The organism is Rugosimonospora africana (assembly GCF_016862975.1).
Lineage (GTDB): Bacteria > Actinomycetota > Actinomycetes > Mycobacteriales > Micromonosporaceae > Rugosimonospora > Rugosimonospora africana.
The window spans coordinates 246,234-264,416 of record NZ_BONZ01000006.1; the positions used below are offsets into that span (position 1 = coordinate 246,234).

Annotated in this window: 14 protein-coding genes and 2 pseudogenes; 4 read left to right on the top strand and 12 right to left on the bottom strand. The window is 72.7% G+C overall.

Annotated features, from left to right (window positions below; all coding sequences use genetic code 11):
* Positions 1-7 precede the first annotated feature (7 nt).
* A complete protein-coding gene (locus Raf01_RS02945; protein WP_203916102.1) occupies positions 8-418 on the bottom strand; it encodes an STAS domain-containing protein in 411 nt (136 codons plus the stop codon).
* Between the two features lie 203 nt (positions 419-621).
* Here Raf01_RS02945 and sftH point away from each other — a divergent pair.
* Positions 622-2,989, top strand: a pseudogene (gene sftH / locus Raf01_RS02950) (DNA 3'-5' helicase SftH).
* A gap of 180 nt (positions 2,990-3,169) precedes the next feature.
* On the opposite strand, the pseudogene Raf01_RS50485 reads toward sftH, so the two are convergent.
* The 7 genes and pseudogenes from Raf01_RS50485 to ssd form a co-directional block, all read right to left on the bottom strand.
* Positions 3,170-3,487, bottom strand: a pseudogene (locus tag Raf01_RS50485) (Rv3654c family TadE-like protein); the annotation flags it as partial.
* On the bottom strand, positions 3,484-3,855 hold the full coding sequence (locus tag Raf01_RS02960; RefSeq protein ID WP_203916103.1) for a TadE family type IV pilus minor pilin: 372 nt from the start codon (positions 3,853-3,855) through the stop codon (positions 3,484-3,486). The gene Raf01_RS02960 and the pseudogene Raf01_RS50485, both read right to left, overlap by 4 nt.
* Positions 3,852-4,019 (bottom strand): DUF4244 domain-containing protein, encoded by a 168-nt coding sequence (locus Raf01_RS02965; RefSeq protein WP_203916163.1) that lies wholly within the window; start codon positions 4,017-4,019, stop codon positions 3,852-3,854. Before Raf01_RS02965 ends, Raf01_RS02960 begins: the two co-directional genes overlap by 4 nt.
* Positions 4,020-4,037: 18 nt before the next feature.
* Entirely contained in the window at positions 4,038-4,685 is a 648-nt protein-coding gene (locus Raf01_RS02970) for a type II secretion system F family protein (protein WP_373319449.1), read from the bottom strand.
* A gap of 176 nt (positions 4,686-4,861) precedes the next feature.
* Entirely contained in the window at positions 4,862-5,569 is a 708-nt protein-coding gene (locus tag Raf01_RS02975) for a hypothetical protein (RefSeq protein WP_239133314.1), read from the bottom strand.
* A complete protein-coding gene (locus Raf01_RS02980; RefSeq protein ID WP_373319441.1) occupies positions 5,566-6,678 on the bottom strand; it encodes a TadA family conjugal transfer-associated ATPase in 1,113 nt (370 codons plus the stop codon). Before Raf01_RS02980 ends, Raf01_RS02975 begins: the two co-directional genes overlap by 4 nt.
* Complete coding sequence (gene ssd / locus Raf01_RS02985; RefSeq protein ID WP_203916166.1) at positions 6,621-7,694, bottom strand: septum site-determining protein Ssd; 1,074 nt, start codon at positions 7,692-7,694, stop codon at positions 6,621-6,623. The genes Raf01_RS02980 and ssd overlap by 58 nt, the downstream gene beginning before the upstream one ends.
* Before the next feature lie 871 nt (positions 7,695-8,565).
* On the opposite strand from ssd, the gene Raf01_RS02990 reads away from it, so the two are divergent.
* Positions 8,566-9,393, top strand: a complete 828-nt coding sequence (locus Raf01_RS02990; protein ID WP_203916105.1) for an HAD family hydrolase — start codon at positions 8,566-8,568, stop codon at positions 9,391-9,393.
* A 325-nt stretch (positions 9,394-9,718) separates the two neighbouring features.
* Here the strand turns inward: Raf01_RS02990 and Raf01_RS02995 are convergent, their stop codons facing one another.
* Positions 9,719-10,468, bottom strand: coding sequence for a Fic family protein (locus tag Raf01_RS02995; RefSeq protein ID WP_203916167.1), 750 nt, complete (start codon positions 10,466-10,468; stop codon positions 9,719-9,721).
* Positions 10,469-10,651: 183 nt separating this feature from the next.
* Between Raf01_RS02995 and acs the strand changes: the two genes are divergently transcribed.
* Positions 10,652-12,607 (top strand): acetate--CoA ligase, encoded by a 1,956-nt coding sequence (gene acs / locus Raf01_RS03000; RefSeq protein ID WP_203916106.1) that lies wholly within the window; start codon positions 10,652-10,654, stop codon positions 12,605-12,607.
* 124 nt (positions 12,608-12,731) lie between these two features.
* On the opposite strand, the gene Raf01_RS03005 is transcribed toward acs, so the two are convergent.
* Positions 12,732-13,904, bottom strand: a complete 1,173-nt coding sequence (locus Raf01_RS03005; RefSeq protein ID WP_203916107.1) for an ROK family transcriptional regulator — start codon at positions 13,902-13,904, stop codon at positions 12,732-12,734.
* A 280-nt stretch (positions 13,905-14,184) separates the two neighbouring features.
* On the opposite strand from Raf01_RS03005, the gene Raf01_RS03010 reads away from it, so the two are divergent.
* A complete protein-coding gene (locus Raf01_RS03010) occupies positions 14,185-15,105 on the top strand; it encodes an alpha/beta fold hydrolase (protein WP_203916108.1) in 921 nt (306 codons plus the stop codon).
* A 24-nt stretch (positions 15,106-15,129) separates the two neighbouring features.
* Here Raf01_RS03010 and Raf01_RS03015 read toward each other — a convergent pair whose 3' ends face one another.
* Both Raf01_RS03015 and Raf01_RS03020 read right to left on the bottom strand, forming a co-directional pair.
* On the bottom strand, positions 15,130-15,495 hold the full coding sequence (locus Raf01_RS03015) for a UCP033725 family protein (protein WP_203916109.1): 366 nt from the start codon (positions 15,493-15,495) through the stop codon (positions 15,130-15,132).
* Positions 15,492-18,170 carry an SseB family protein gene (locus Raf01_RS03020; RefSeq protein ID WP_203916110.1) on the bottom strand — a complete coding sequence of 893 codons (2,679 nt, stop codon included), beginning with the start codon at positions 18,168-18,170 and terminating at the stop codon, positions 15,492-15,494. Before Raf01_RS03020 ends, Raf01_RS03015 begins: the two co-directional genes overlap by 4 nt.
* Between the last annotated feature and the right edge of the window lie 13 nt (positions 18,171-18,183).

Genomic DNA, 18,183 nt, shown 5'->3' on the forward strand with positions numbered 1-18,183 from the left:
CCGCGCCTCAGCCGGCCGAAGCGGCAGGGTCGGCGCCACCGTCCGCGTCTGGAGCCGGGGTCCCCGTGCCGGAGCCGCCCTGGCCACCAGCCGTCGCCGCCTCCACCGACGGGAACATGGTGAAGACGCGGTCCAATCCGGTGATCCGGAAGATCTTGAGCAGCCTCTCTTGGCCACAGGCGAGGAACAGCTCACCTCCGACGCCGCGCAGCCGCTTGAGCGCGCCGACCAGGACGCCGAGCCCCGTCGAGTCGAGAAACTCCACCCGGTCGAGGTTCACGATCACGTGCCGTGCGCCGCCTTCGACCAGCGCGATCAGACGCTCACGCAGCTGGGGTGCGGTATAGACATCGATCTCGCCGGCCACATCGAGTATCAGATAGCCCTCGGCGTCGCGGGCCGACAACGACAGCTCCATGTGGACCTCCTTCGGTGGCGTCGCCGAAGGGCGCACCTCCCTGGGCATCTAACCATCGTTCGGCGATCTCGTGCGCACGCGTACCACACCTGGAGATCCGACGTCGTCGCGCGTGGTGAGTCCGGCGTCGCCGGGCGCTCACGAGGGAGCCACGTCGGGTGGCTCACCGTCCCGATCCGTCGTTGGACGTGGCCCGGGCACCAGTGTCAGAGTGCTTGGGTGACCAGCCCCGCCCTGTCGCCCGCCGGGACGCTCGCCCCCGACGAGTTGCTCGACCGGTTGTCGAGCGGCCAGCAGGAGTCGCTGACCCACGTCGAGCGGGTACCGGCCCGGGACGGTGTGACCGCCGCCTGGCCCGGGTGGGTCACGCCGGCGCTGCGCGCCGCACTCGCCGACCGGGGGATCACGGCCCCGTGGAGGCACCAGGCCGAAGCCGCCGACCTCGCCCACGCCGGCGAGCACGTGATCGTGTCCACGGGTACCGGCTCGGGCAAGTCGCTCGCCTACCACCTGCCGGTGCTCGCGACCCTGGAGAGCGATCCCCGGGCCACCGCGCTCTACCTGGCCCCGACCAAGGCGCTCGCGGCCGACCAGCTGGGTACGGTCTCCGCACTGGCGTCGCCGGGCATCCGGCCGGCCGGGTACGACGGGGACACGCCACGCGAGGAGCGTGACTGGGTGCGCGCGCACGCGCGGTTCGTGCTGACCAACCCGGACATGCTGCACTACAGCGTGCTGCCCCGGCACGACGGCTGGTCGGCGTTCCTGCGCCGGCTGCGTTATGTGGTCGTCGACGAGTGCCACACGTACCGGGGCGTCTTCGGCTCGCACGTGGCGCAGGTGCTGCGGCGGTTGCGGCGCGTCTGCGCCCGGTACGGGTCGGCCCCGGTGTTCGTGCTCGCGTCCGCGACCGTGGGCGATCCCGCCTCCTCCGCCACCCGGCTGACGGGGCTGCCGGTCACCGCGGTCAGCGATGACTCCTCGCCGCGCGGCGGGGTCACGTTCGCGCTGTGGGAACCCCCACTGCTGCCGTTCAGTGCCACCGACGCTCAGTCCGGCGAGGCGACCGGGGCACAGGCTCGTGACGCGGTGCCCATCCGCCGGTCCGCGCTGCGCGAGACGGCCGACCTGCTCGCCGACGCGATCGCGGGCGGCGTACGGACACTCGCGTTCGTCCGGTCGCGCAGGGGTGCCGAGGTGGTGGCCGCGATGGCCCGCCGCTCGCTGGCCGAGGTGGCACCGGAGCTGGCCGATCGGGTCGCCGCCTACCGGGCCGGGTACCTGCGTGAGGACCGCCGGGCCCTGGAGACCGCGCTGCGCACCGGTGAGCTGTACGGACTGGCCTCGACGAACGCGCTGGAACTCGGCGTGGACCTGGTGGGGCTGGACGCCGTGGTGATCACGGGGTACCCGGGCACCCTGGCCTCGCTGTGGCAGCAGGCCGGCCGCGCCGGCCGGGCGGGCCGGGACGCGTTGTGCGTCCTGGTGGCACGGGACGATCCCCTGGACACCTACCTCGTGCACCATCCGGCGGCGCTGTTCGGGCGGCCGGTGGAGGCGACCGTGCTCGATCCCGGCAACCCGTACGTCCTCGCTCCCCACCTCTGCTGTGCCGCCGCCGAGCTGCCGCTGACGGATGCCGACCTCACCCTGTTCGGCGAGGCCGCCCGGGCGGCGGTGGACGCCCTGGTCGAGGCCGGCGCGCTGCGCCGCCGCCCGTCGGGCTGGTACTGGACCGCCTCCGACCGGCCGGACGTGGACCTGCGCGGTACGGGGGACTCCCGGATCTCCATCGTCGAGTCGGCGACCGGCCGGCTGCTCGGTACGGTCGACGGCGGCTCGGCCCACGCGCAGGTGCACACCGGCGCCGTACACCTGCACCGGGGCGCTACCTACGTCGTGGACGAGTTGGACCTCGACGACTCCGTGGCGCTGGTGCACGCCGAGGAGCCGGACTGGACCACCCATCCGCGCGACGTGACCGACGTCGACATCGTGTCGGTGTCGTCTTACGTGGACGCCGGGCCGGTCGGGCTCTTCCTCGGTACCGTCGACGTGACCGGGCAGGTCGTCGGGTACCAGCGCCGGCGCATCGGTACCGGTGAGGTGATCGACAGCCGGCCGCTGGACCTGCCGGTACGGCAGCTGCGCACGACGGCCGTGTGGTGGACCATCTCGCCGGAGGAGCTGGACCGGTACGGGGTCGAGCCGTACCAGGTCCCCGGCGCGCTGCACGCCGCCGAACACGCCGCGATCGGCCTGCTGCCGCTGATCGCCACCTGCGACCGGTGGGACATCGGCGGCCTCTCCACAGCCGTGCACCCGGACACCGAGGCGCCCACGGTGTTCGTCTACGACGGGCACCCGGGCGGCGCGGGCTTCGCCGAGCGGGCCTACCACGCGGCGGCGCAGTGGCTCACCGCCACCCGGGACGTGATCAGCGCCTGCGGCTGTGAAACCGGCTGCCCGTCGTGCGTCCAGTCGCCCAAGTGCGGCAACGGAAACGATCCGCTCTCCAAGCAGGGCGCGATACGGGTGCTGGAAGCCGTCCTCGCCGCGCTGCCGTCCTGACCCGCTCGCCGGGCGCTGCCGTCCTGACCGGCTCGCCGGGCGCTGCCGGCCCAGGCGGCTCGCCGGGCGCTCCCGGCCCGGGCGTCCGGCAGCGCCCACAGCATGCGGAGGCCCCGGCCCGCCCTCCGTCCGCCGAGTGCCGCCAGCGGCAGCGGCAGCGGCACGCAGCGGACCCGCCCGAGCGACCGCCCGTGCACGGGCGATGTCCATGACCGCCACCTCCCCGGTCACGACCAGGTCCAGTCCGTCGAGCCGGCAGTCCGCCATCCGGGCACCGTTGCCGTTCACCACTGGCTGCGCCCGCGCGCACGCGACCGCCGCGCCGTCGATCACGTACCGTGCGCCGGCCAGCGCCCCGAGATCGGCAGCCACCTGCGCCCGGTGCCGGGCCGTGGCGGCCGCGGTGGCCAGCGCGCCGGCCAGCCCCACCGCGACCACGACGAACCCGGCACCGAGCAGCCAGATCGAGGCGGAGCCCCGATCGCGACGTGGGTTCACGGCACCGCCACGGGCTCGACGTCGGCCACCGCGTCGGCCGAGACGGTGACTCCGGGAAGGTGCGCGCCCAACGGCCGGACGTCCAGCCGGATCCGCACCCGTACCGTCTGCCCGTCGTCCGTCACCGACACCACGGCACCGTGCGGCGCCCTGGCCCGGCCGGTCGCCGTACCGTCGCCACCCCGTGCCGCCTCCAGTGCCGCGTCGCGGGCCGCGTCGACACACTGCATCCGGGCCAGTACGGCATCCACCGCACCCAGCGCGAACAGCAGCAACAGCACCAGGGCGGGGAGTGCGACCGCCAGCTCGGCGGTCGCGCTTCCCCGATCACGGCCGTCGCGCGCGGAGCACCACGCCGGCAGCCTCATTTGAGGGCCCGCTGAATCACCGCGGCGAGCGCCGCCTGCACCTGCCCGGAGGTCAGCACCTTCAGCAGGATCCCGGCGAACGCGACGGCGGCCAGGGTTCCGACCGCGTATTCCGCCGTGTTCATTCCCCGGTCGTCACGCAACCGCCGGGCGAGTCTTCGCAACAGCCTCACGGAACCTCCTCAGGACCGAAGTACGCCGCCGAGTACGGCGACGATCACCGGCACGATGCCGGCGAAGACGAATGCGGGCAGGAAACAGAGACCCAGCGGCAGCACGACGAGCACACCGGCCCGGTGACCCGCTGCCTCCGCGTCGGTGACGCGATGTGCCCGCTGGTCGTCGGCGAGCCGGACGAACGCCGCGGCCAGCGCCGAGCCGCTGTCCGCGCTGCGGACGGCCGCCGCCGCCATCCGGCCTCCGCCGGGCAGGTCGGCCATGGATGTCCACGCCTGGGCGGGGGCCAGGCCGAGCCCGAGCGACCGGCCGACCCGCGCCAGCCGCTGCCCGACCGGACCGTCGACCGCGTCGGCGACGACGGCGACCGCCCGGCCGGTAGGCAGGCCCGCGCGCAGCGCGGCGGCGAGCAGGTCCGCCGCGAACGGCAGATCGGCCTCGGCACGCAGCCGCTCGGCGCGACGCCAGGCGGGCTCCATGCGCCGCAGGTACCGGTCGGCCGCCACGGAGACGGCGGCACCGACCACCACACCGGGCCACCCACCGATCAGGAGAGCAGCGGCCACCGCCCCGAGGGCTACCGCGCCGAGTCTCGCGACGGCGATCCGATGACGTCCCGGCCGAGGGTCGCCCGGCCGACGACCGGCCGGCAGACGACCGCCCCGCCGACGACCGCCCGGTAGACGACCGCCCGGTAGACGACCGCTCGACAGGCGACCGCCGGGCAGGCGACCGGCCGGCAGACGATCGGCCGGCGCCTTTCCGGCAAGCCGCCCGGGCCCGGGGGCGGCGCGGCGCCCGGGCGCGGCCACCGCTCGCCGTCCGGCCATCACATGCCTCCGGCGATGCCCCGAGCCAGGCGGCTCGACCAGGCCATGCCGGCAACCTGCAGCAGCAGCGCCAACCCCGCGCAGGCGGCACCCACCCGCGTGTGCAGCAGGACGCCCAGCGGATCGGCACCCATCCCGTACCCGACCCCGATACCCGCGACCGGCAGGGCCGCGAGCAGCCACGCCGTCGCACTGGCACCGGCCGCCTGGGCAGCCGCGTTGGCCCGCACCCGGTCGAGCCCACGAGCGTCGGTCTCCAACCGGTCGAGCAGCTCCGCCAATGGCGCTCCTGCCGCGTCGGCGACCTCCCATGCACTGGTGATGCGATCGACCAACCGGCTCACCGGAGCGACGTCCGGCACCGAGAGCGCCGGCAACGCCGCGCCGAGAGCGCCACCCGGCGCCACTCCCGCTCGCAGGTCGGCCGCGAGCACCGCGACCGCGTCCAGCGCTCGTGCCGTCGCTTCGGTGGCCCACCGTGTCCGGCGCCGACGCAGGACCATCGACGCCGCGAGCGTCCCGTAGACCGCTGCCGCCGCCCCGGCCACCGGGCCGCCCGCCAATACGGCGATGGCGGCGCCGAGCGCTCCGACCGTGACCGCTGCTGTACGCGGGCGGCGATCGGCGAGCCGTTGCGGAGCGGCCGGCTCAGCTCCACCGCCGAGCACGGTGAGCCTGCGGTGTCGCCGTGACACGAGGATGTTCACGGTCGCTCGCTCAACACGTCGGGAGGCGTGACGCCGCGTGCCTGCAGCAGATCGACGAGATCGCGGGCGGCCGGTCCGGCACCGGTGCCGCGCTGCCACGCCGGTACCGCCGCCACTGTCCGGTGCGGATCGACGGGCACCAGAAGGCAGATCTGCTCGAGTACCCGTCCCGACGGCTCCCGCCGCAGGTGTACCGCGACCCGCAGCGCGGCCGCGATCTGCGCGTGCAGCGCGGCACGTGGCACACCGCCGAGCAGCCCCAGCGCCTCCAACCGGGCCGGGACGTCCGCGGCGCCGTTCGCGTGCAGCGTGCCGGCACCGCCCTCGTGGCCGGTGTTCAGCGCGCCGAGGAAATCCAGCACCTCCGCGCCCCGGCACTCACCGATCACCAACCGGTCGGGCCGCATGCGCAGCGCCTGCCGGACCAGCTCACGCAGCCCCACGTCGCCCGCACCCTCGACATTCGAGGTGCGTGACTGAAGCCCGACCACGTGCGGGTGGGTCGGGCGCAGTTCGGCGGCGTCCTCGACCAACACGATGCGCTCGTCGTGCGGGACCAGCCCGAGCAGGCTCGCCAGCAGGGTGGTCTTTCCCGAACCGGTGCCGCCCGAGACGACGAACGGCAGCCGCGCCGCGACGATGGACGCGAGCAGGTGCGCCCCGCCCGCGTCGACCGTGCCAGCGGCGACCAGGTCGGACAGCGTGAACGAGCGCTGGCGGAACGTGCGCAGCGACAGGTACGGCCCACCGGTCGCGATCGGCGGGAGGACGGCGTGCAGGCGACTACCGTCCGCCAGACGTACGTCGACGAACGGGACGCCCTCGTCGAGCCGGCGACCACCGGCCGCCGCGAGGCGCTGCGCCAGCCGGCGAACCTCGTCGGGCCCACCGACAGCCAGCGGAGCCCGGACCAGTCCGGCACCCCGGTCGACCCAGACCTCCCGGCCGTTGACCAGCAGGTCCGTCACGCTCGGGTCGCGCAACAGAGAAGTCAGCGGGCCGGCCGCGGGTAGATCGTCCGTGATCCTGCCGACCAGCGTCTGCGTGCCGCTCATGACGCGACCGCCTTCGCCGCGCCGAGCCCGAGTTCCCCAAGCAACTGCCGGCACAGCACGGCCAGCGGCCCCCGCCCGTCCCGCGCGGGCGGCTGCCCGCGTTCCAGGCCACGGGCCAGACCCGGCTCCGGGCGCAGCACTCCGGCCAGCGGCAGTCCGAGCGCCGAGGCGACGTCTGGGCCGCGCAGGCCGCCCGGTGCAGGACCCCGTACCACGACGGACAGGGACAGGCAGTGCGGCGCGGCGGTCGCGGCGACCCGGGCAGCGGCGGCGCACGCCCGCAACTCGGCAGGCACCACCAGGTAGCTGCGGTCGGCCGCGCCGAGCGCGAGCACCGACGCGTCGTCCAACCGGCGCGGCAGGTCCACCACGACCAGGTCCTGTCCGCGCCGACCGGCGTCCAGGGCACTGGCCATCGCCTCCGCCGGTATTCCGAGCACACCGCCGCGATCCCACGACAGCACCACCAGCTCGCCGCGCTGGGGCAGCACCTCCACCAGCGCCGGTGGGCTCACCCGGCCGCTGGTCTGGGTCAGAGCGGGCCAACGCAGACCGTCGAGCTCCTCCCAACCGAGCACCAGGTCCACCCCGCCGCCCAGCGGATCGGCGTCCACCAGCAGGGTGCGCATGCCGGACCTGGCCGCGGTGACCGCCAACCCGGCCGCCAGCACGCTGGCTCCGGCACCGCCCCGCCCGCCGAGCACCGCGACCATCCGGGCCTCGGCCCCGGCGAGCCGGCCGATCCGGTCGACCAGCCAGGGCTCGGCCGCCGGCAACGTGGCCACGTGCTCCGCGCGGAGGTCGAGCGCGACCGGCCAGTCCGGAGGCCCCGGTCGCTCGTAGCGCCCGACCAGTACGACGCCGGGCCGGCGGGGAAACGACGCGCGAGCGCACTCTTCCGCCACGTCGATGCCGACCAGCACCATCGGAGCACCGCTGAACCACTTGCCTGCTGCGACGGCATCCGGCGCCACGTCCATCATCACGTTTACCTGGGCGGCGCATCGCAACAGGTCATCGAGGAGGTCGAGGTCGGCCGTGACGACGAGCGGGCGCCGCTGGCCGGGCATGGGCGCGGCGTTGTGTGCGATGCGAACAGCCATCACGGCCTCCTGCCGGGTGCGACGGATCTGACCCGCACACCGTGGACCGCGAGGCCGGTTCCACCAACCGGCGAAACCATGATCTGTGGACAGCGAGGGTGACTGTGGAAGCCCGGATTCGAGGCCCGGAGGATCTGCTATGGAACCCCGGTTGAGCAGGGCGTCGGCATCGGTGCCGGTGCGTCGCCGCCGGAAGGAGCCGCCGGAAGGAGCCGCCGGCCGACATCCCGCGGAGTTGGTAAGAGCACGCCCAAGGTCGTTCAGGGCGCCGTGCGGGCGCCGGGACCGCGTGCGGGTGGTTGGGGGAACCGCGGATTTCCGCGGCGGTCCTGGCGCCTTTCTGGTGGCCGTCCAGGTCCGGAGCCACCGGGCGGTCCGCCCCACTCGCAAGCCGCGCGAACCATCCGGGAGGGACGGGCGGGAGGGAGCCCCGCGGGACCGATCCGGGGAAGTCGTCGTGACCTGGGGATTTGCTACCAGCACGTACGGTGCGGGAATAGGGACGACCCCCGCCGGGGGGTGACGGGGGTCGTCGGGGGTCCGGCTCCGGGGGGGTCGAGCCGAACCCACTCAGCGGTTACGGGGGGTGCAACCGCCGAGGGTCTGAATGTCGAGCAACGCGGTCGCGTCGGGGCAACAGGCAACCGTCGTTGTATCAAGCATGCCTGAACCACTCGGCACACGTCGAGTGGCCTACGCCCCAACACACCGCGACACTCCACATCGCGATCATTCCGGCACACCATACGCCCATCGATCCCGCGCGGGCACGCCCCTTACGCAACGCATTCGCCCGTCTCGGGGTCTGTCACCCCAGTAACGAGGTACACCGCTAGACTTGCCCGCCGTGGGCCACGGCGCCGCCTTCTTCGACCTCGACAAAACCGTCATCGCCAAGTCGAGCGCTCTCGCGTTCGGCCGACCCTTCTACCGCGACGGCCTGATTACACGGCGTGACGTAGTCAAGGCTGCGTACGCCCAGCTGATCTTCAAAATCGGTGGCGCGGACGATCAACAGATGATTCGGACGCGCGACTATTTAGCCGAATTGTGCAAGGGGTGGAAGGTCGAACAAGTCCGACAAATCGTAAATGAGACGTTGCACGATCTGATCGACCCGTACATATATGCCGAGGCTGTAGAACTCATCGAGCATCACCAGGCGGTAGGCAGGGACATCGTCCTGGTCTCCGCGTCCGGCGAGGAGATGGTGCGCCCGATCGGCGAACTGCTGGGTGTGACCCACATCATCGCGACCCGGATGGTCGTCGAGGCCGGCCGGTACTCCGGCGAGATCGAGTTCTACGCCGGCGGGCCCCACAAGGTCGCCGCGGTCAAGGAGATGGCCGCCGCCCAGGGGTACGACCTCGCCGAGTCGTACGCCTACTCAGACTCGATCAGCGACGCCCCTCTGCTGGAGTCGGTGGGCCACCCGACCGCCGTGAACCCGGACCGGGCCCTGCGCAGGGTCGCCGCCGAGCAGGGCTGGCCGGTGCTGGCGTTCCGCCACCCGATTCCGCTGCGCCGCCGGCTGCGTGACCGCCCGGCGGTGCCGGTGGCAGCCGCCGCGATCGGCGTCGGGGTCGGAGTCGCGATCGGCCTCGCCTGGTACGGGCGGCACCGCCGCTCACGTCCGGGCGGGCTGGAAGCGTCCCGGGCGCTCTGACCACCCTCTCTAGGTTCCGGGCAGCGACACTTTCCGCCCGAGGGGTAGCGGGCTGTCCCGAACCGGCGTAGAACAAGGAGTGCGAAACCCCTCGGGGTTACGCACACGGCCACCGGGCACCCACGCGCGACCAGCCGCGGCAGGCACGTTGCGGCGGCGCCGTGAGGACCGCCGACAACGAATATGTGCACGCTTGGTAACCCGGTAGGACGTGTGGTGACGGCGCCTCCACTGGAGGCGCCGTCCACATGTGTGGCACGATCCGTAGCCCCCGAATCATCCACTGTGGATAGTCCGGACGGGGAGCCAGACGTGAACGTCAGGATCAGAGTTGCTTCGGCCGCCCGGCCACCGCCGCGATCGCGGCGAGTTCCTCCGCTGCCACAGAGATCGCCGCCGTGCAGTGCTTGATCCAGGAGCGGACCCCGTCCGGGGTACCGGTCGCATAGGCACCGGCGGCGCCGAGGTACTCCGGCTGTCGAGCCAGGTGGCCGACCTCCGGCGCGAGCAGCCCCCGGGGATCCAGCCCACCGGCCACCAGCGTGGTCCGCGCCGCCGCTCGGGCCACCACCCCGTTCGGACCGGAAAATGGCGCCATCGACAGCAGCTCACCGTGCACGATCGAGGCCAGCAGCATGGTCGGGACCGAGGTACCACCGGCGATCAGCTCCAGCAGGGCGGTCAACCGGTTCACGTCGACACCCGGGGCGGGCCGGCCCAGTTCGTCGGGCGGTACGACATCCCGGGCGGCCAGCACGTGCATCCGCACCAGCACCTGCCGGGGCACCTTCGTCCACAGGTCGGCGAGCCCGTCGGACTCCCGGGACACGCGTAGCGCGCCCTGGACCACCGGGTCGGTCACTGTGCCGGAGCGGACCTCTTCCAGGTCGTACCCGTGGCCCTCGATCGCGGCGCTGGCCACCGCGGACCGCAGGCCGGCCTCGGCCGCCATCGCCCCGCCCGACGAGCGCAGCGCCGGGTGACGCAGCGCCGAGTCCACGTCCGCGCGAGCCGAGTCCAGCGCTGCTCCGACGTCGACGAGTTCCAGCAGCGGGGCCAGCACATCGGTCACGATCACACAGAGTAGCGAGATTTTGGGAGGGAATAAAGCGCACACTCCGTTGCCGAACAGTCACACCTGCTTGAAGACTGTTCGTAACCGCGCAGAAACGGCAAGATTGAGCCGGCGCACGCGCAGCGTTTGCTCGCGTCGTCGGGAACGTGCTGCACGAAAGCGAGCCGAAGAGGGAGCCATGCGATGAGCGAGACATTGGAGAACCTGCTCCAGGAGACCCGCCGGTTCGAACCGCCGAGCGACCTGGCCGCAGACGCCAACGTCAAAGCGGACGCGTACGACCGGGCCAAGGCGGACCGGCTTGGTTTCTGGGCGGAGCAGGCCGGGCGCCTGTCCTGGGCCAAACAGTGGGACCAGGTGCTGGATTGGTCGAACCCGCCGTTCGCGAAATGGTTCGTCGGCGGCACGCTGAACGTGGCGTACAACTGTGTCGACCGGCACATCGAGGCCGGCCGGGGCAACAAGGTGGCCATCCACTGGGAAGGCGAACCGGGCGACACCCGCACCATTACGTACAGCGAGCTGCACACGTCCGTGTGTCAGGCGGCGAACGCCCTGACCGCGTTGGGTGTCGGGAAGGGCGACCGGGTCGCGATCTACATGCCGATGATCCCCGAGGCGGCGGTCGCGATGCTCGCCTGCGCGCGGATCGGCGCGACACACAGCGTGGTCTTCGGCGGCTTCTCGGTCGACGCGCTCAAGGGCCGCATCCAAGACGCGGACGCGAAGCTCGTGATCACGGCGGACGGTGGGTACCGGCGCGGCAACCCGAGCGCGCTCAAGCCGACGGTGGACGAGTCGGTGGCTCAGTGCCCGAGTGTCGAGCACGTGCTCGTCGTGCGGCGCACGGGGCAGGACGTCGCCTGGACCGACGGTCGCGACCTGTGGTGGCACGAGGCCGTGGAGACGGCGGAGCCGACGCACGAGGCTCAGCCGATGGACGCCGAGCACCCGCTGTTCATCCTCTACACCAGCGGTACGACGGCCAAGCCGAAGGGCATCCTGCACACCACCGGCGGGTACCTGACCCAGACCAGCTTCACGTTCAACGCGGTCTTCGATCACAAGCCGGACACCGACGTGTACTGGTGCACCGCCGACATCGGCTGGGTCACCGGGCACTCGTACATCGTGTACGGTCCGCTGTCCAACGGCGCCACCCAGGTCATGTACGAGGGCACCCCGGACACGCCGCACCGGGGCCGGTTCTGGGAGATCGTGCAGCGGTACAAGGTAACCATCCTTTACACCGCACCTACCCTGATCCGCACGATGATGAAGTGGGGCGACGAGATCCCGGCCGAGTACGACCTGTCGTCGCTGCGCCTGCTCGGCAGCGTGGGCGAGCCGATCAACCCCGAGGCGTGGATCTGGTACCGGCAGACGATCGGCCGCGGCGCGACGCCGGTCGTGGACACGTGGTGGCAGACCGAGACCGGGTCGGTCATGATCAGCCCGCTGCCCGGAGTGACCGCGGCCAAGCCCGGTTCGGCCATGCGGCCGCTGCCCGGCATCGACGCGGACGTCGTGGACGACCAGGGCAACAGCGTGCCCAACGGTGGCGGCGGATACCTGGTGCTCCGCGAGCCATGGCCGAGCATGCTGCGCACCATCTGGGGCGACGACCAGCGGTTCATCGACACGTACTGGTCGCGCTTCGCGAACATGTACTTCGCGGGGGACGGCGCCAAGCGCGACGAGGACGGCGACCTGTGGCTGCTCGGCCGGGTCGACGACGTGATGCTGGTGTCCGGGCACAACATCTCCACCACGGAGGTGGAGTCGGCGCTGGTCAGCCACCCGAAGGTGGCGGAGTCCGCGGTGGTGGGCGCGACCGACCCGACGACCGGGCAGGCCATCGTCGCGTTCGTCATCCTCCGGGGTGCCGGCGAGGGCGACGACGCGCTGCTCAAGGAGCTGCGCGACCACGTCGCCAAGACGCTCGGCCCGATCGCCAAGCCGCGGCAGATCATGCTGGTACAGGAGCTGCCGAAGACCCGGTCCGGGAAGATCATGCGCCGGCTGCTGCGTGACGTCGCGGAGAAGCGGTCGCTGGGTGATGTGACCACGCTGCAGGACTCGACGGTCATGGACCTGATCCAGAACGGCATGTCCTCCGCGAAGTCCGACGAGGACTGACACCGTCGCGGCGCCGGTCCGGGAGACGGGAAACCGCGTCCCGGCCGGCGCCGCCTCGACGGGCGCTCCGGCGGTCACAGCTGATCGACCGAGCTGATCGAACAGGCTCGTCGGCCGGCAGCGTTCAGCCGTGCAACGAGGCGAGCAGCCCCTCCCGTACCGTGGCCAGAGCCGCGTCCAGCGCACCGAGCAGTACCGCGTCGTCGGTGACCGACGTGATCGCGACCGCCGTCTCCAGAGCCGGCGCGGCGCGCATGGCGCCGACCACCGCCTCGCACAGCGCGGGCCCGCCCGCCTGCGCCACCTCACCGCCAAGCACCACAAGCGGCGGATCCAGGACGGCGACCACGGCGGCGAGCCCCACCGCGATGCGCTCCGCCAGCTCCGCCAGGAACGCCTTGCCGTCCGGACCGGCCGCCACCGCGGCGTTCACGACCTCGGCGGGAGTCTGTCCGGGCACCCGGTGCGACGCCCCCAGGTCGAGGACCGCTCGACCGCCGACCAGATCCTGAAGGTCGGCGTTGCGCGCACCGGCCGCGCTGAACAGCGGCATGTACCCGATCTCGCCGGCGCCGCCCCGGGCCCCGCGCAGCAGGGTGCCGTTCAGGTCGATGGCCAGACCGAGACCTTCGCCGAACCAGAGCAGCGCGAAGCTTTCCGCATCGGTAGCGGCGCCCCGGCGGCGTTCGGCGATGGCCGCCAGGTTGACGTCGTTGTCCACGCCCACCCGGGTGCCTACCCGCTCCTGGATCCGGCCGATGAGTCCCGGCCGGTTCCAGCCCGGTACGTCGACGTGGTGCACGGTGCCGGTGTGCGGGTCGTACGCGCCGGCCACACCGATCTGCACGTACCCGGTCGCATCGGCCGACATGCCGGACCGTTTCCGCAGGTCATCGACGATGTCGCCGACCGCGTCGACCGGATCGGCCGCCCGGAAGTCCACCGGCGCCTCCAGCCGGGCGCGCACCGCGCCGGACACGTCGCACACCGCTCCGGTCAACGCCGGCGAGCCGGTCATCAGGGTGTCCCGCACGGACAGCGCGATGCCGTACGCGGCGCCGGGATTGGCGGCGTACACCTCGGCGTTCGGGCCGGGGCCGGCGCTGACGTGACCAACCACGATCACGAGGCCGGCATCGGTCAGGCGGCGTACCGCCTCGGAGATCGTGGGCTTGGACAGGCCGGTGAGGTCGCGAAGCTCCGCCCTTGTCAGCTTGCCCCGATCGAGCAGGTGCGACAGCGCCGCACTCTCGTTCATCGCGCGCAACAGGCGCGATGACCCGGCAAGGTGGGTCACGCATACTCCCCTAAACGGGCAGAGTCTTTTACAGTTTTATGAACGGTAGGGCGGCCGAGGGCCAACGTCAACGCGCCGTGCCAGTGCCGGACGGTATCCACGGAATTGCAGTCCGTTCGGCCGGTCTGTCCCTCCGGTGAACGCCCGAGTACGGTCCGTTCGCGGCCCGCCTCGCGGCGGAGCCGAACACCCCGGCGCCGCACCGGGGACTACCCGGACGTGACCCGGAACTCTCGTGTGAAGCGTTCGCCGAGCTGACCTCCGGCCCTACCCTGTGACCATGAGCGCTCCCGACGAGTCAGCCGTTCTGATCGAAGGGCCGTGGACCCACCGGTTCGTCAGTGCCAACGGCAGCCGGTTCCACGTCGTCGAGGCGGGCACCGGTCCGCTCGTGCTGTTCCTGCACGGGTTCCCCGAATTCTGGTGGGCGTGGCAGCACCAGGTGCGGGCGCTGTCCGAGGCCGGCTTCCGGGCCGTCGCGGTGGATCTGCGCGGGTACGGGGCGAGCGACAAGCCGCCGCGCGGCTACGACGGGTACACGCTGGCCGGCGATGTGGCCGGGCTGATCCGGGCGCTGGGCGAGCGCTCGGCGATCCTGGTAGGCGGCGGAGCCGGGGGCATGGTCGCGTGGACCACCGCCGCGTTCCACCCCAAGCTGGTCCGGCGCCTGATCGTCACCGGTGCCGCGCACCCGCTGCGGCTGCGCACCGCGCTGGCGTCCGACCCCCGGGGCCAGCTCGCCGCGTCGGCGCCGATGCTGAGGTTCCAGGTTCCCCGCTACGAACACGCCTTGACCCGCGACGACGGCGCGCTGATCGACATGTACCTGCGGCGATGGGGCGGTCCGGCGTGGGTACGGGGGCCGGGTTTCGCGGAGTACTCGCGACTGTGCCGCACCGCGATGCAGATCCCCCAGGCGACGTTCTGCGCACTGGAGGCGTACCGCTGGGCGTTCCGGTCGGTGCTCCGGCTGCACGGGTACCGGTTCGTGAAGCTGGTTCAGCAGCCGATCGTCGCGCCGACGCTGCACCTGCACGGACAGCTGGACGGCGCGATCCTGCCGCGTACGGCGCAGGGTTCCGGCCGGTACGTCATCGCGCAGTACGAGTGGCGACCGATCGAGGGCGTCGGGCACTTCGCCCCGGTCGAGGCGCCCGATCTGGTCACCGGCGAGATCCTGCGCTGGGCCAAGGAGTCGTAGCGGAACACCTCGGCCCGGCAGAACCTAGACGCGGAACTCCCGCACGTCGGTGACTTCGGCGGCCGGTGCCCAGCCCTGGTACACGCCGAAGTCGAACTCCTCGAGCCCGAGCGCGGCGGCGACCGGGGCCTTGCCGCCCGTGTACTCCACCCGCAACCAGCTGTCGTGCTCACCGAGCACGATGAACGGCTCGCCCCGCCAGTGGCACATGGTGCGCACGTACCCGAACTCGGACACCTCGTCGGCCGGCACGATCCGCCGGTACCGGTCGGGGCGGATCTCCTCGAACCCGTCGCGGGGCTGCGTGGCATACAGCCGCATCTCGTCGCCGTCCGGGCTGACCTCGTACTCGTCGCCCCGCCACCGGCCGACGTACCCGTCGCGCATCACGCTTCCGGCTCCCGCTCGGCGTCATCGGTCGGGCTCTGGAAGCCATCGTCCCAGTCGGCATCGGCACTGCCGTGATCGCCGGCCGCTTCCGAGTCGCCCGCACCGCCGTCACCATCGGCTTCGTCGGTGGCCGCCGCGGTCGCCCCGTCCTCGCCGTCGGACTTGTCCTCGGGGTCGGCCTCGACGCGGCGCCAGCGCGGCTCGCCGGAGTCCAGCAGGGCCATCAGCGTCTCGCCGCCGTCCCGGCTGACCCGCCACATCTGTGCGCCATGCGGCAGCCGGGCGCTGTCCACCTTGAACTCCGCGATCACGTCGCTGCTCTCGCTCGGGGCGAAGCCGTTGCCCCGGAACGGTGGCCGCTCGATGACCCAGCCCTGCATCGCGCGCATGCCGGCCTGGTCCCGGCCGCCGTACGGGATGCGGTACAGGTTCGGCCGGTACGCCGTCCACCGCAGCACGTAGAGCTCATCGTCGGAGGGCTTGAACGGCGACCCCGGGTACCCGAGGCCGAGCGCCGCGTACAACTGCTCCGGCGTCGTGAGGTGGGCCGCCTCGCTGGCCCGGTGCACGAACCCGGAGACCCGGTCGTACCCGCGCTCCAGGAAGTACGCCACCTGGGTGGGCGCGATCGGCTTCTGCATCACGACCGTGTGCTGCGTCTCGGGACGCGTGGTCGTGGTCGAGGCCACCTTGTCGAACTCCACCGACGGGTCGTCGCTCAGGCCGACCTCGGCTGCCCAGGCCGCCAAGGCACGGATCTGAGCACCGGGCAGGGTCGCTCCGACCGGCGTGCCCGGGTTGACGGAGAACGACCAGGACTCGTCGGGCCAAGCCTTGATCAGCTGGACGAATTTGACCGTGGTCGAGTCGACGTCCGTGCCGAGGTGCTCCTCCATCCGCGGCGGCGAGGTGAACACGACCACGTACGGCTGCCCGTCGATCTGCTCACGCCGCCAGGCGAAGCCGGGCTCTCCCGGGGCGGTCGCGGTCGACTCGCCGGGCGGTACCGGTACCAGCACCTTGGCCAGCAACAGCGTGGACAGGAACGTGTCGGTCTGCCCGTCGGACGCGGCGGCCAGCAGGTTTGCCTCCACCTCGTTGGCCGGAACGAAGTCCGGATCGAGGGGCGGCGCTTCCTCCTTCGTCTCCGGTACCCCGGAGTGCGCCGGCACCCGGGCCCGCCCGGCCCGCTCGACGGGAGGCCGGCTGGTCTTCTCGCCGGGGCGTGCCAAAGGTGCCCGGACGGAGCCCACCGCTGCCGCGCCGGACCATCCGCCCGCGGGCGAGACGGGCGCGGACGCCTGAGCCGGCGCGTACGTCCTGGCCGGCTCGGGGCGCGGCGCGCTGTCCGGATGCGCCGGACCGGACTGGGGCGGCCGGCCGGGCAGCGGCGTGGGGGCCGGGTACGGATCCGCGCCGATCGGGCGCGTCGGCCGGCCGGGCAAGGGGCCGGCACCGTAATCGGCGTCCCCCGCCGGACGCACCGGCCGACTCGGCAGGGGGCCTGCACCCTGATCGGCGTCTCCACCCGCCGGCCGCACCGGCCGGCTGGGCAACGGACCGGCGCCCTGTTCTGTGTACGGCGACGGCCGGCTCGGCAATGAACCATACGGATCCGGCGGCAGCGGCCGGCCGGGCAACGAACCGTACGGGTCGGCATCGGCACCCATCGGACGTACCGGCCGGGTCGGCAACGCACCATCCGGCGCAGCCGGCGACAGCGGCCGGCCGGGCAACGAACCGTACGGATCGGCATCGGCACCCATCGGACGTACCGGCCGGGTCGGCAACGGACCATCCGGCGCAGCCGGCGACAGCGGCCGGCCGGGCAACGAACCGTACGGATCGCTCGGCGGCAGCGGGCGGTTCGGCAAGCCACCGACTGGATCGCTCGGTGGCAGTGGCCGGCTCGGCAAGCCACCGGCCGGCTCGCTCGGCGGCAGCGGGCGGTTCGGCAACGGACCGCCCGGGGCTCCGAACGCCCCCGGCCTGCTCGGCAGCGGGTCTGCCTCTCGGGGGCCGGGACGCAGTGGCCGGGTCGGCAGCGGTCCGGCCGGGCGTCGGGCAAGGCCCTCCGGAACCCTGGGCGGAAGGGGCTCGCCCATCCGAGGTTGGTCGCCGGGCTGCGGCTCCAGCCGCCCTTCGGCGGCCGCGCCGGGCGGGGCGGTTCCCGGTCGTGACGCCAGCGGCGGTGGGCCGCCGCCGTCGGCCGGATCTCCGACCGGCGCGACCCCACGTACCCGGGCGGCGGCCTCGACCCGAGCCCGCGCGCCCAACGTGCGCCCGGGCAGCCGGACGTCTCCGCGGGCAAGCTGAGCGACGAACCACGCGGGCAGATAGCCCTCCACCGGCAGTCCCGGGTTGATCGCCAGCCACCAGTCCTGGTTCGGCCACGCGGCCGCCAGGTCGTGATACGGCACACGGCGTGCCGGGCCGGTGTGGTTCGTCAGGCTGGAGCGCATCGACTCGGGCGAGGTGAACGCCAGGACATGAGTGCGCCCGCCGCTCGTCCAGGTGCCCCAGCCGGCCGCCGGTTGACCCGCGACAGCGTTTCCCGAGACAGGCAGCAGCAGGTCCACGCGAGCCAGGATCCTGAAGTACAACTCCTGGTCACCGGCGTGCAGCGCGTCCCGCAAAGCCGCCTCGGCCTCGGTGGCTGGCTCCCAGTCGGTCACTAGGGCTGCACCT